Below are 13749 nucleotides of genomic sequence, written 5' to 3' on the forward strand. Positions count from 1 at the left end.
CACATTCCAAACATCCTTGGCGCAAACCCTACAACCCCAGCCTCATCGAGGCAGCGCGCCTCAGAATCTAAAAGGGGACATTTCTACTTTGCTGAGAGAGGGGACATTTCAACTTTGCTTTGACATTCAGCCAATTCCTTCTCGCGAATGTCACGGTGCGGCGTGATGAGAAGTTCGATGACTACCAGCGAAGTTGAGTGCTGCTAAGCAAATGAACAAAACAGGTGCAAGCTGCTGCAAATTGGCGTATTAACTGTGTTTCGTTGATGCGCCGCTGCGCAAATTGAATATGCTACGCCATACTGTGTGGAGTGGCACGAAGCTAACCGCCACTGAGAGCAGGCACTAATAAATCGCGTTCGGCACCTGAAAAAAAATAAGTTCAATTATTTTCTGTGGATTTTTGATTTAGATCAAACATACGGTGCTTATACGATGCAAATATTCGCTCCTGATGAAGGTGCGTCAAAACGCCGCAGGTGCGACAGAATGCCGCAGCAGTGGCAGGAGCAGCAAGATGCGATGTCACAGAATCAAGTAAGTTGGTTCAAAGTTGGTAAAGTAGTGTTTGTAACGGGCAATTGTAGTAACTGAGTGTATGTCTGGGTTGAAGGTCGGCGGCAACATCGCTGCTATCCTATTATTAAGCAGTTGCGTACAGGGGAGGTAATAATGCAAGGTAAATACAAGTTTTTCATGGTGAGCGCTCTTTCAGTGAGTTGCTTGATGTCAGGGGCGGCAATTGCTGCTGCCGATAAATCACTAGCCATTCCAGGATGGCAGAATGCGGTTCCGGATGGCAAGGATACGCCAACCATTGATCCGATGATTCTGTACTCGTCCGGCGGTGTGGACGGTAAGATGGCGGTTATTGGTCTGCCAAGCTTCAAGACTTATCGTCATATCGATTGCGGTGTTGATACGCACGAAATTTCATTCGGCGGTAGCAATAAGGGTAACAAAAATGGTACGCCGGATGGCAAATACGTCTATCTGAACGACAAGGGTGCCAATACGATTTGCGAATTCGATCTTCAAACCGGTTATTTGAATAGAATCATCGCGCTGCCTTTCCCGTTCGGGGTTCACCACATCGCCATGAGCACCGATGGCAAGAATCTATTTGCAACCGGTGAGTATAGCGGCAAGATGGCCAAGGTCGACATCAAATCGGGCAAATCCGAAGTGATCGACTGGGGTCCTTCTCCGAGCGCTCCGGACTACATTGATGCTACCAGGAATGGTAAGTATGTTTTCGCAGGTAACTACTACCACTCCACCGTGGGTGTGTTTTCCACCAGCCCTTTCAAGCTGATCAAGGAAATACCGGTAGGTAAGAATCCTCACGGCACGGACATCAACCCGGAAAGCACGATGGTGGCAGTCAGCGATAAGCTCTCGGCAACCATGACGATCATCGATGTCGACAAGCTGGCGGTAAAGAAAGTGTTGCCAACTTGCGCAGGTCCTCTGCATTCGGTCATGGACGTGTATAACAAGGATGGCGGTTCCTACCGAGCTGGTATAGATAGCCCCGATGGCCTGACTTCCAAGTACGTCTATGAGAGCTGCTTTGTGGCGGACGCCAACGTGAAGGTGTCTTACGCAAAGCTTGAAGTGGTTGACGAAATTCCAACCCACTACAGAACCGGTCATATTTCGATCGCTCCGGATAACTCCTACGTGATGGCTTTGAACAAGTTCTCTACAGGCCTGTTCAGCCCAACTGGTATCGTGTTCCCGGTTAACTTCGAAATGTGGGATGCGCGCGAAAAGAGCCCAACCTACGGCAAGACCCTGCGGATTATGCCGGTGGACGGCGAGCCGCATAACGCCAAGGGCTTGATGGCCTATCTGATCAAGGATTGGACCAAGGGTGAGGCAGAGCAGGGTGGTTTGATTACCGGCAGGACCGATCTGCTTGATCCTCCACACCGCGCATACTCAAGAAGATACTTTGTTCCCAAGGAAAATACCCCACCGGGTGTCAAGGTTGTTGATGGCGTCAAAGAAGTTCACATGAAGGCCTTCAGCTATGGCTACATTCCTCGTCAGGTGCGTGTAAACAAGGGCGACAAGGTGCGGTTGTTTGCTACCAATATCGACAAAGCGTCCGGTATCACCAAGAATCCTGATGTTACGATGGGCTTGACGATTTATGGTCCTTATGGTCAAAGATCCAATATGGATTTGCCACGCGGAGTGACGGCAGTGCATGAGTTCACGGCGGAAATTGCCGGCGAATATGAAATCTTCTGTACACACTTCTGTGGGCCATTGCATCTGGAAATGAGAGCCGCGTTCTTTGTTGACGATCCTAAGAAGGGGCCTTCCAACCTTGCTGTGGGTGACTATGCTGAAGCGCAAAAACTGCCTGGCTTGCTGGAAGAAGGTCAGCTTACTGTCTCGGAACGTGCGAAGGGTCTGTAATTTACCTTTTGTGCGCAGATACGGATGAATAACCGGCCATCCCCTAGCGGGGGTGGTCTAAAGAGGGAGAAATAGAAAATGAAGAATGCCAAGTTGAAAATAGGCCTAATCGCAGTAGCAAGTTTGGGCATGATGTGGGGCGGTGCTGCTGTTGCTGCAGAGAAGCGCTGCACGGCCGGAGGGCAGAAAGTTGAGTGCCCTACCGTAACTGAGGAAGAGGCGAAGAAAGCATCGGCCGCGTTTTTGAAAGAAGGCGATGACATGGAGCAGGGTAAGGGCGGCAGCACCTATGGTATCGCGCCGTTTGATTATCTGACGGGGGTAGGTAAGCGCAGCAACTCCGACACCAAAACTTTCAAAACTGATAGCGGTTATGGTTCGGCAGCTAAAGGCAGCCTGAAGACGGAATTATGGGATCGTGTAAAAGCTCCCGCGTCGGACGGTGTGACAGATAAGAGCGTGTACGATCAATGGACGAACAACTGGTCGCCAAAGTTCGGCGCTACACTGGTAGCCGGTGCAGATCCTAACCACGGGAAGACCTATTACTACTCCTACTGCATCGCTTGCCACGGCTGGTTGATGCACGGTGATGGTCCTAGTGCTTCTGAGCTGAATCCACGCCCAAGAACGTTGACTCGTGGCGAATACATGCAAAAGAAGACCAATCTTGAATTGTTTACTGTAATCAAGGGCGGTGGCGAAGCTGTGTCGCTTTCTTCGTCAATGCCAAATTGGGGTAACGTTTTGCAGGATCAGGACATCTGGGATATCATTGCTTTCATCCGGGCAATGCAGGATGTACCGCCACCGACTAGCGTGGAGGCGTACCTTAATCCTAAATCTACCTTCAAGCCGATCAAGGGCGATGTAGATGCACTCACTGCTGCGAACAACAAAGACTTCAAAGAAGTGCAGGAGATGATTGAATCGGACATGACTGGGCGTGCTCCTGGTTCTGAGCTGGTCGGCGGCGGGTTCGTTGAAGGTGGCAACAGGCATAAGCCGAGCGATGTTGCAACGAAGGTCAAGCATTAAAGGTTTGTTATAACGAAAGTTCACCTGAAGGTTGAGGTGAGCAAGTAGTGCTGATATATTGAACCTGTTGTAGATGGTTTGAGTGAGGTATATTCTACGGACGAAAGTCCAGGGATATACCTCTCTCGTTTTGTAGGCGGCAAAAAACATTTTTCAAAATGTTCAATATTTGAATTTGACTTATAATTCGAAAATATGAATACCAATTATTTCAAAGCTTAAGCAAAAGAGGTGCATCACATGACGTCCCAAGTTTCTCTGGCCGTTGCCGAAGAGTTCCAACCATCACTTAGCGCCCATTTGCATCAACGTATTCTGGTTGCGCTGGATTCCTCCGACCATGCTAATGCCGCAATGCGGAGCGCAGTGGAATTGGCGGAATTGACCAGCGACTCCGTGATTACCGGCGCCCATGTTTATGCTGCCAAGCTGCATGACATGCGCTTTCGCCAGATGGAAGGTGGCTTGCCTGAACAGTTCAAGCAAGAGCAGGAGTTGGAGCGCCAGCGGGACGTGCATGACGACCTGATTACCCGTGGTTTATCGATTATTACCGATTCTTATCTCGATCAGGCAGCTACCGAGTGTGATCAACTCGGTATTAACTTCAAGCGTTGCTCCCTGGAAGGTAAAAATTACCGTGAGTTGACACGTGAAACCAATTCAGGCGTTTATGATCTGCTCGTTATGGGAGCATTGGGTCTCGGCGCGATAAAAGGAAGCCGCTTGGGTACCGTATGTGATCGAGTAGCACGCCGTTCTGTTATTGACACACTTATCATCAAGGAGCCTGATCGCTCTATCGTGGATGGTCCGATTGTCGTCGCGATAGATGGCTCATCCAAGGCCTATGGGGGACTGCTCACTGCCTTGGCATTGGCCAAACATTGGCAGGTGTCCGTCAAGGTTATTGCCGCGTTTGATCCCTATTATCACTATGTCGCGTTTAACCGCATCGCCGGAGTGTTGTCTGAAGAAGCTGGCAAGGTATTCAAATTCAAGGATCAGGAAAAATTACACGAAGAAATCATTGATTCAGGACTGGCCAAGATTTATGACGGTCATTTGATTGTCGCCCGGTCCATCGCCGAGGATTTTGGTGTCGAGATTGAAACAGAATTGCTGGATGGCAAACCCCACGATGCCATCGAAAAGTATGTCAAAAAAGTCAAGCCATCGCTGCTGGTTGTCGGCAAACTGGGCATCCATGCCGATGACGAGCTTGATATCGGCGGTAATAGCGAGCATTTGCTGCAAAATGTGGATTGTTCCATTTTACTCAGCATGCGTGAACACCAACCGGAAGTAGATGTTGTGTCTGAAGTCACCACCTCCTGGACCCATGAAGCCGAAATCAGGATGGAACGAGTGCCTTCCTTTGTCCGCAACATGGCGCGCATGGCCATACTGCGCTATGCTCAGCAACATGGCCATACTGTTATTACCCAGAGGATAGTGGAAGAAGCCACTGCCCAACTGATGCCGAATCATGCGGAACAGGCCATGGGAGAAATCGTTGCGGCCTACGATGCCGGCGAGCTGAAGCGCAAACCTGCGGCAGAGGAGGTCATGCGCTGGTCCGATGAGGCAGTTGCGCTATTACGCACCGTCGAAGACCTTTCAGTGCGCGGGAATCTCAGCATGCGTGCCGAGAAAAAAGCCCGCCAGGAAAAGAGCGCTGCGGTGGAAGCGTCGCATATTCAATCGTTTCTCGACGCTGCAACGTCAGCGGATACTCAGCCATCAGCACCTTCGGAATTTCATTGGCAGGTCGCTGCACTGGCGCGCCTGATGCGGGTACCCGAAGGCTTCATGCGCGACAACTGCAAGCAGAGCATTGAGAAGTTTGCCCAACAAAATGGTCACGCTGAAATCTCGCTGGAAGTGGCTGAAAACGGTCTCAAGCTGGCCCGCGGTGAAATGGAAAAAACCATGCAGCAACAAAGTGCGCCGGCTCCCAAGGCAGCGCGAGGTGGCTGTCCATTTGGCTTCGGTAAAAAAGCAAGTGCTGCTGATAACAGCGCCTTGCCCTGGAACAGCGAAGCAGAGCAAATCATGCAAGGCCTGCCGGAAGGCATGAGCCGCGATATGACACGCAACGCAATCGTCTCAATCGCCGCCAAAAACGGCGTGAATGAAATCACGGCGGATGTTGTAAGGCAGGTGCTGGATACTTTCAAATCCGGATCAAACAAGGTTAATGAAACCATGCCTTGGGATGAAGACGCACGAGACAGTCTCAGCCGTGCACCGGACATGGTACGCGGCATGCTGATCAAGGAAGTGGAAAACTGGGCGCAACACAATAATCGCTCCCACGTTGATCTCGCCACAGTGAGTACAGTTAAGCAAGAATGGCAATCCAAGGGTTATTTCCACATGAACCCTGAGGATCCGCGCAGCAAACCAAGCCTGTAAGAGAACGATAATGAATGCGCCCTACACAGCCAATGCCGGCACAAACGATTTATTCCTGCTTGCGATTAACCTGACAAACCGCTGCAACCTCGCCTGCGCCCATTGCTACATGGACGCAAAAACCCTGAAGTATGGCGGCGAAAACGAACTCACCACGCAAGAGGTGTGCAGCTTGCTTGATGATATTGCGGGGCGCAGCACTGAAACCATGGTTGTGCTCACTGGTGGCGAGCCGCTGATGCGCAGTGATCTGGAAGAACTGGTGGCACATGGCGTCAAACGTGGCCTTTCTATGGTGGTGGGAACCAATGGTGTAGCGCTCACCGATAAACGCGTGCAATCGCTGAAGACCGCCGGTGCAATGGGCGCCGGTATCAGTGTTGATTCCCTCGATCCAGCAAAACACGATGCCTTCCGCGGGCTTCCCGGCGCGTGGGAGAAAACCTTGAATGGCATCGAGGCATGCAAGCGCCATGATTTGTCCTTCCAGATTCATTTCTCCGTTACCGAGTCCAATGCCGGCGAAGTGCCAGCCATGATTGACTTTGCCCGCGCCTCCGGGGCGCGGGTGTTGAACGTGTTCTTCCTGGTGTGCACCGGACGCGGCGAATCGATGTCGGATATCAGCCCCATCACCTATGAACGGGTGCTGAACCAGTTGGTGGCAGCCCAGGAGCAGAGCCAGGATCTGCTGATTCGCGCCCGCTGCGCGCCCCATTACAAGCGCATCGCCTATCAACGCAACCCTCAATCGACGCTCACCAGAGCCGCCGGCTACGAAGGCGGCGGCTGCCTGGCGGGTATCCATTATTGCCGCATCACTCCAGAAGGCGGCGTAACGGCTTGCCCCTATATTCCGGACGAAGAGGGCAGCATCCGCGACACGAAATTCTGGGATATCTGGAATCAATCGCCCACCTTTCAATCCTTGCGCAATCCCAAACTGCAAGGCAAGTGCGGCAGTTGTGAATTCCAGAAATTGTGCGGCGGCTGCCGGGCGCGGCCTCTCGCCATGGGCGGCGGCCTGATGGATACCGATCCTTGGTGCATCCATATGCCTGATGGATCTGCCGTCATCGAACCATTAATTGAGCAACCAAAAAAACTGGTCTGGAACGAGGAGGCGGAGAAACGCCTGTCGCGCGTTCCCTCGTTCTTACGCAAGATGGTCAAGAATCGTGCTGAAAGTTATGTGCATGAACTGGGTCTGCACGTGGTGACTGAAGAGCACCTGGCTACCTTGTCCGCAAAACGTTTCGGCAGCGGTGGACCGCCCCGCCCGGATACAAAACCCAGCGGAACAAAAGAACCAACTCAACAAGTCGCACCAGCGGCAGGCAGCGGTGACACACTACCCTGGAGTGAGCAGGCACGTGAACGCTTGACAGCCATGCCGTCCTTTCTACAGGAAGGCGTACGCGCGGTCGCCGAGGATGTCGCCCGTTCCGAAGGCAGGCTGGAAGTCAATATCAAGCTTTTGGATAGGTTGGAATTAGAAACCCAGCCCGGCCGCGGCTTGCCATGGACTGATGAATCAGACCTGTTGCTTACAGAGTTTCTCGCTGACAAGGCACCTCAGGTGCTCATGTTCGTGGCGCCGGCACTGGAAAGCGCTACGGAGCACTTCGCCAAGAAACGGCGCGCCACAATAGTGGAACGGGCTGATGTCGAGCAAGCCATCGCCCAGCTAACCGGTGGTGTGGAATGGGATGAAGATGCGCTGGCACGGGTGTTGTCTGCGCCAGATTTCAACCGGGCTGGGATCAAGAAGGCCGCTGAATTTAATGCCCGCAAAGAAGGATTGGCGCGTATTACCTCCAGCGACCTGACGCGCTTCCGCAATAACGCGATGATGCGTGCTGTGCAACGCATGAAAGGTTTCGGGATGCAGGAATTAAGCTTTGATGCCTATGAGATCGCGCGAGACCGCGTGCCGCGACTCAAGGATAACCCCGAGGCTGACAAGCGTTTTGATACCATCCGCAGTTTCGTTGCGGCGCGAGAAAATCCCGGCGATTTGCTGGGCCAGGATTTGCTCGAAAAAATGAAAGCGCAGCTCAAAGCGAACAAATAGAATTCGATCGATCGAACAGAAGCCAAAGACATAGCGATGGATAAAGTTGACGTGCTGATTATCGGCGGTGGCATCTCAGGGCTTGCCTCTGCCTGGTGGCTGGCGCGCAGCGGCCTGTCCGTCGAAGTATGGGAGGCCAAACAGCGGCCGGGCGGCAAGATCATGAGTACCCGGCAGGACGGTTATCTCACCGAACGTGCTGCAGCGATGGTACTGAACTTCCGCCCCGAGGTTGTAGAGCTGGTGCGCGAGGCGGGGCTGGAATCGGCAAAGACCTCCCGCTTGCCAACTGCCGAAGCACGTCGTTACCTGTTGCACCATGGTCATCTGAAGGCGCTGCCGATGCGTATGGGTGGCATGGTGACTTCGCCGTTATGGAGCCTGCGCGGCAAATTACGCTTGTTGGCCGAACCGTTTATCTTCTCTAGCGGACGGGCCGATGAGTCGGTCAGCGAATTTATCACGCGTCGGCTTGGCCATGAAATATTGGAAAAGGCCATGGAACCGTTCATTGCCGGGACGCTGGCGGGGGATGCAAACCAGGCCAGCGCCGCTGCCGTCCTGCCACGTCTTACCGCATTGGAGCGGCGTTATGGCAGCATCACTGCCGGGGTTCTGGTTAACCGCGTGTTGCGCAGGCGCACCGCCTGCACTACCGAAACCTTTTCCTTCCGTGGCGGCATGGGTACACTGGCGGAGACCTTGGCTAAAACTCCCGGAATCAATCTGCGCACTGGCCATACTGCAGAAGAATTGGTTCGCGAGCGGGATGGCTGGCAGGTTACGGCGACAGCACCACATGGGCAGCGTACCGTGTCCGCACGCCATGTGATCGTGGCCACACCGGCGCCGGCGGCGGCGGCACTGGTTGCTTCGTCGGACAACGAGCTGGCGGAATTACTGCGTGGAATCGGCTACGCTGGCGTGACGGTTGTACATGCAGGAATCGCTCGTGAGGCTGTGGGGCATCCCCTGGATGGCACCGGATTTCTGGCGCCGAAGGGAGAAAGTGCAAGCTTGACGGGTAACTTGTGGATGAGCACCCTGTTTCCAGATCGGGCGCCACCGGGAAAAGTTCTGCTGACTTCCTATCTGGGAGGCGCACGTGCACCACAGGTGGCGGACTGGGACGATGAGCGTCTCATGGATGAAGTGCTTGGAACGTTGCGCCCGCTAATCGACTTAAAAGCCAACCCGGAGATGGTGCGCATCGACCGGCATCAGCAGGCGCTACCTGCGTATCACGGCGCCTATCAAGCGCGAATGCAGGCGATCACGGCCCGTCTGCAACATATTCCCGGCCTCCACCTGGAGGCCAATTACCGGGGAGGGGTGTCAGTGCGTGACCGTTTAGCCTGTGGCCATGCTGTGGCGAACCATATCTTGGGGGCAAGGCAATGGCCATCCGTTGAGCGGAAGAGGCGCGAAGAAATGGAGAAGCCAGGTGAGAAGGGGGTGTATCCTTTGGAATCAATGGATACTGCAATTGAATGAAAATTTCTTGATTGGCGTCTTAAGACCAGTCTGAATGTTTCATAACCAGAAAAAGGAGCACAAAATGAAAAGGTATCAAGTGAGAACGATCTCTATCGTTCTGTGTTTGAGCATGATGGTCTTTGCCAACGCTGGATTCGCTAAAGAACCGTTAAAGAAAGAAAGGAATCGTTCTCACATTGAGATTGACCCTACTAATACTGGAACTTACACCGGGGATGCGGGCAAGGATAACTTCATCGCCAATTGCTCTCCTTGTCACGGAGATACCGGGAAAGGGGATGGTCCTCTGGCAGAGACTCTCGGGGAGGGAGTCAGGCCGCGCAATTTAAGTGATGGCAAGTTTCTGTCAGTGCGAAGTGATGAGTTTCTGTTCAAGGTTATCAAGTCTGGCGGAGTTTCGGTGGGGCTTTCCGAGTCAATGCCGAGCTGGAAAGAAACTTTCACTGATGCAGAGATCAAGCAAATTATTCAATATGTCAGGAACAGTATTTGCAAGTGTAAATACAAAGACAAATAATCAAATAATGAAGTGGACGGGAGGGTTATGTCCATTCTGCTTCCATTCGGGCTTAGTTATCGGCTCCTCGGTTAGCGACGTTCCTCCTTTGATGCCTCGGGGCGTCTGAATCATCGGATATTTTCAATTAAACTTGTTGCTTCCACTGAACCGCGTGTACATGAGCATGACTGATTCCGAACTGCGTTTTGCCAAGCGCGCCATAAGGCGCAAAAAACTCTTCCTGGTACTCTCAATTACCAGTGTCATTGTGGGACTGAGTTTGGCATTGCTTTACGCTTGGCAATCCGCTACTCAACCCGGGTTTGCTCCCGGCATCCATTTTGTGCTGGTGCTGTTGATTCTTCTGATGGCCAGACAGAATCTGCGTCAGTACTATTACGCAAAAATCCTTGAAAAACTGATGGGATGAAAACAATGCGCCACGGGAGCGGTGCTCTTGTGGTCAGTGAATGATTTCCCTGTTCTCTTTATGTGAACCTGGTGCTTGCTTGTTCTTTAGCGCCGACTCTATTGGTCTTTTCTCTATTGGCGTTTCAGCCAAACGAATCAGCGCCTCATCACCTTGCAGGAGCTTATGGACGTCCTTCGAGCCCCAATCTGGCTCCCAATTGCCGACTAAACCATTCCAAACCTGTGCAATCGCAATCGCCTCCGCATCAGAGAACTGCTTAAAGTTCCCGCCTTTCTGGATCATCAATTCCGTATATTTTTTCATTGAGTGGGTAACGACAATAAATGGCGGCCCGCAACGAGAGCAGTATTTGAGCATCTTTTCGGCAGGATGGCAGGTGGTGCACCGGGTATAGGCAAGCGTAACGGCCTCGTCAGTGGAATAGGGGAGATAGCCACGGTACTTGGCTTCAGCCAATATCTGCGTACTTAACGGATTAGGAATAGCCACTGCGCCAATCACCGCAACAATTGCAAGAATAAATAAGCCCGCTACCAATTTGTATTTTTTCATATTCTACCCACCCTTGATGACGAGGCACTGATCAATTTCCTGCATCCTACAGGCTTTATTTTACCCACAGTTTTGCTACCATGCCCGCATCCAGTTTGGTCAAGGTATCTTTTTCCTTATCTGTGAACCAGATATTCCCTTTCGAATCAGCGGCAATACCATTAGGTTTGCTCTTGTTCACGCTTTCATCCGGATCTGGATGCATACTGGTTACGGGTTTGCGGCTTGGTTCGTTTTGTTGCATGGTAAAGCCTACTACATCCAATTCCAAAAACGCACTGGTTACGGGATTGAACACGGCTATCTTGTTGCTCGTCAGGAGGGTGCAAAATATCTTTCCGTCAATTCCTGCGGTCAGGCTTTCAATTGCACCGTTGCTTGGCATCAGAAAGGTTTTGAATTTCTTCGTCGCGGGATTAAATGTCATCAAATCGCGCCCTATATGGCCGCCAAACCAGAGCGCCCCCGCCCCGTCTATGGCAATGTCCCTCGGAGTCTGGTGGGACCTAGGCAATTCGAATTCCTGAATCGCACCATCCTGGGGGTTTAACCGGGCCAGCTTGTTACCCTCGGTTTCCAGAAACCACACAATGCCCTTTTTATCCACGACAATACCAGACGGACGACTATCTGGTGTAGGAACCGGATATTCCCGGAATACCTCCTTCCGCGGGTCGAACATGCCAATTTTATTGCCATAAAATTCAGTAAACCAGATATTTCCCTTGGCATCAGACGCAATCCTGGAAGGCATACTTGCTATCGTGGGAACATCGTATTCTTTGAACGACAGCGAAACAGGATCGAGAACGCCGAGCTGGTTTGCATTTGATTCGGTAAACCATAGCTTGCCGGTATTGCTGATGGCCACATCCGTGGAAGCGCTTGAGGGGGTGGGGATAGCATGTTCGGAAAATACACCCTTGGCGGACTGAAACCTGCCAATTTTATTAAGGTTCGATTCAATAAACCAAATTGTGTCCGATTTGTCGATAGCAATCCTTGTTGGCAAAGTATACGCAGTGGGCATTTTGAATGACTTGAAGGCATCAGCTCCCCATGACGAAGAGCACAGAAGACTACCAAGAAATATCCCAAAAGCGGCGGCTATTTTCACAACATTATTCCTTATCTAAACGGGGTGAAGGGTACGATTATATAGTTGCATGAGTCAGGACAAAGCCGAGAATTTCCAGTGTTGCCAGGAGCGCAATCAAGCCAAGACAAATAGTCAGCGGAATTCGGCTTATCGATAGGTCAAAGCCAGAAAACTTTCATAAAGTGGAGTACATGTCCTTAATTGCTGAATAAAACTTGTAGCAATAAGCCGGCAAAGTTTTGGCTTATGAATGGCCACCTTTGCGAGATCTTCTGGCTAACCACACACCTAGCGTTGCAATGCCTATAATCACTACGAGATAAGCCAGCCATTTGGACAGGCTCCCATTGGATGCTTTTTCCTCAGAGGGAGTTTGCGGGGCATTGTTTTGTTTATTGCTTTCCGCCAACGCTTCGTTAATGGAAATCATCCCCAACCGCTTTGCATCGGTAGCGCTTTGAGTGAACCAGAGTATAGAGCGCTTGCGATCTATCGCGATGTCTGCCGGTAAACTGCCAAAGCTGGGAATGTCGTATTCATGAAATACTGCCTTTTCCGAATTAAACACTCCAACTTTGTTACCCTTGTATTCCAGAAACCAGACATTCCCGTTATCATCATTTACGAGCGCAACAGGTGAGCTGCTGGGTGTGGGGATAATGACCTCGTCAAACCGCTTCAGCTCAGGAGTAAACACCCCTATCCTGTTTGCCGTCATTTCAACAAACCATATTCTCCCTTGCTTATCTATGGAGATTTTCCCCGGGTTTGCAAATTGAGTGAGCAATTCATGTTCATAAAACACCTCCTGCTCAGGAATAAACTCTCCTATTTTATTGGCAGTGGATTCAGCAAACCAGATATGGCCTTTTTGATCTGCAGCTATACTTTTGGGATTGCCGTTGGCGGTAGGAATGAGATACCCTTTTAGCGCAAAAGTCTTGGGATCGACGCGATAGAGATAGTTTTTGTTAGCGGCAAGAAACCATATTGTGCCCTTGGCATCTACCGTTAATTCTTCAGGAATTGAATTGTGTGGAATGTCATACTTTGTAAAATACCCGTCTGCAGGTGAAAAACGACCCAGAATATGCGGCTCTTCCGTACCCTCTATCCATCGAGTCACGGTAAACCAGATTTCACCATCGAGTCCCAAGGTAATATTTGAGAGTCCCATTTTTCCCCACGAGTCAGGAAGGGAATAGGTTGTGAACCCCTTTTTCTCCGGATCATACACGGCCAGCTTTTTCCCAACCTTCTCGGTAAACCAGATGCGTCCAGTCGAGTCTATGGCCATCGACTGCGCCGAACTAAGTCCTTCGGGTAGTGCCACCTCCTTGATTGGGGTTGGGGTTGCCGATTGAATCTGGCCCATGCTGGCGCCATGATCGTGTGGACTCATCACCATATCTTTGGCGCTGGCTGGGTCTTTGGCCTTGCCATGGTCGTGTTCACCCTGTGCGAAAGCTGTCCCTCCGCATAACAATGTCCCATACAAAAAAAGGATCAGGCTACAAGTCGTTTTACGCAGAATAAAACTAAAGGTTGTTCTCATTGGAAATACCTTAAAAAATTTTGTCATACCGAATATTTTGCTCACCAAGTCATCGTTGGTTCGTAAACATGGCGTAGCTGCCAGTTGGCATCCTTGTAGGACCCGCCAGCATGATTCTCGGTATCCTCGCTGCCGATGTTATACCCCCCCAGAT

General features: G+C 51.3%; 10 protein-coding genes. 7 read left to right on the forward strand and 3 right to left on the reverse strand.

Annotated features, from left to right (window positions below; translation table 11 throughout):
- Window positions 1-672: 672 nt before the first annotated feature.
- From PHE17_RS20730 to PHE17_RS20760, 7 genes are all read left to right on the forward strand, one after another.
- Entirely contained in the window at window positions 673-2430 is a 1758-nt protein-coding gene (locus PHE17_RS20730; protein ID WP_301017833.1) for a beta-propeller fold lactonase family protein, read from the forward strand.
- 78 nt (window positions 2431-2508) lie between these two features.
- Window positions 2509-3468, forward strand: a complete 960-nt coding sequence (locus tag PHE17_RS20735) for a cytochrome c (protein WP_301017834.1) — start codon at window positions 2509-2511, stop codon at window positions 3466-3468.
- Window positions 3469-3708: 240 nt separating this feature from the next.
- The gene (locus tag PHE17_RS20740; RefSeq protein WP_301017835.1) at window positions 3709-5886 is read left to right on the forward strand and encodes a universal stress protein; all 2178 of its coding nucleotides are present in this window, start codon (window positions 3709-3711) and stop codon (window positions 5884-5886) included.
- Between the two features lie 10 nt (window positions 5887-5896).
- Window positions 5897-7960 carry a radical SAM protein gene (locus PHE17_RS20745; RefSeq protein WP_301017836.1) on the forward strand — a complete coding sequence of 688 codons (2064 nt, stop codon included), beginning with the start codon at window positions 5897-5899 and terminating at the stop codon, window positions 7958-7960.
- A 36-nt stretch (window positions 7961-7996) separates the two neighbouring features.
- Window positions 7997-9454, forward strand: coding sequence for a protoporphyrinogen oxidase (gene hemG / locus PHE17_RS20750; RefSeq protein WP_301017837.1), 1458 nt, complete (start codon window positions 7997-7999; stop codon window positions 9452-9454).
- Window positions 9455-9518: 64 nt separating this feature from the next.
- Window positions 9519-9974 carry a c-type cytochrome gene (locus tag PHE17_RS20755; protein ID WP_301017838.1) on the forward strand — a complete coding sequence of 152 codons (456 nt, stop codon included), beginning with the start codon at window positions 9519-9521 and terminating at the stop codon, window positions 9972-9974.
- Window positions 9975-10140: 166 nt separating this feature from the next.
- Complete coding sequence (locus tag PHE17_RS20760; RefSeq protein ID WP_301017839.1) at window positions 10141-10386, forward strand: hypothetical protein; 246 nt, start codon at window positions 10141-10143, stop codon at window positions 10384-10386.
- Between the two features lie 33 nt (window positions 10387-10419).
- Here the strand turns inward: PHE17_RS20760 and PHE17_RS20765 are convergent, their stop codons facing one another.
- The 3 genes from PHE17_RS20765 to PHE17_RS20775 form a co-directional block, all read right to left on the reverse strand.
- Window positions 10420-10941 carry a hypothetical protein gene (locus tag PHE17_RS20765; protein ID WP_301017840.1) on the reverse strand — a complete coding sequence of 174 codons (522 nt, stop codon included), beginning with the start codon at window positions 10939-10941 and terminating at the stop codon, window positions 10420-10422.
- Window positions 10942-10996: 55 nt separating this feature from the next.
- Complete coding sequence (locus PHE17_RS20770; RefSeq protein WP_301017841.1) at window positions 10997-12058, reverse strand: hypothetical protein; 1062 nt, start codon at window positions 12056-12058, stop codon at window positions 10997-10999.
- A gap of 226 nt (window positions 12059-12284) precedes the next feature.
- Window positions 12285-13640 carry a hypothetical protein gene (locus PHE17_RS20775; protein ID WP_301017842.1) on the reverse strand — a complete coding sequence of 452 codons (1356 nt, stop codon included), beginning with the start codon at window positions 13638-13640 and terminating at the stop codon, window positions 12285-12287.
- Window positions 13641-13749: the final 109 nt, after the last annotated feature.

The organism is Thiothrix sp., assembly GCF_028714775.1.
Classification (GTDB): domain Bacteria; phylum Pseudomonadota; class Gammaproteobacteria; order Thiotrichales; family Thiotrichaceae; genus Thiothrix.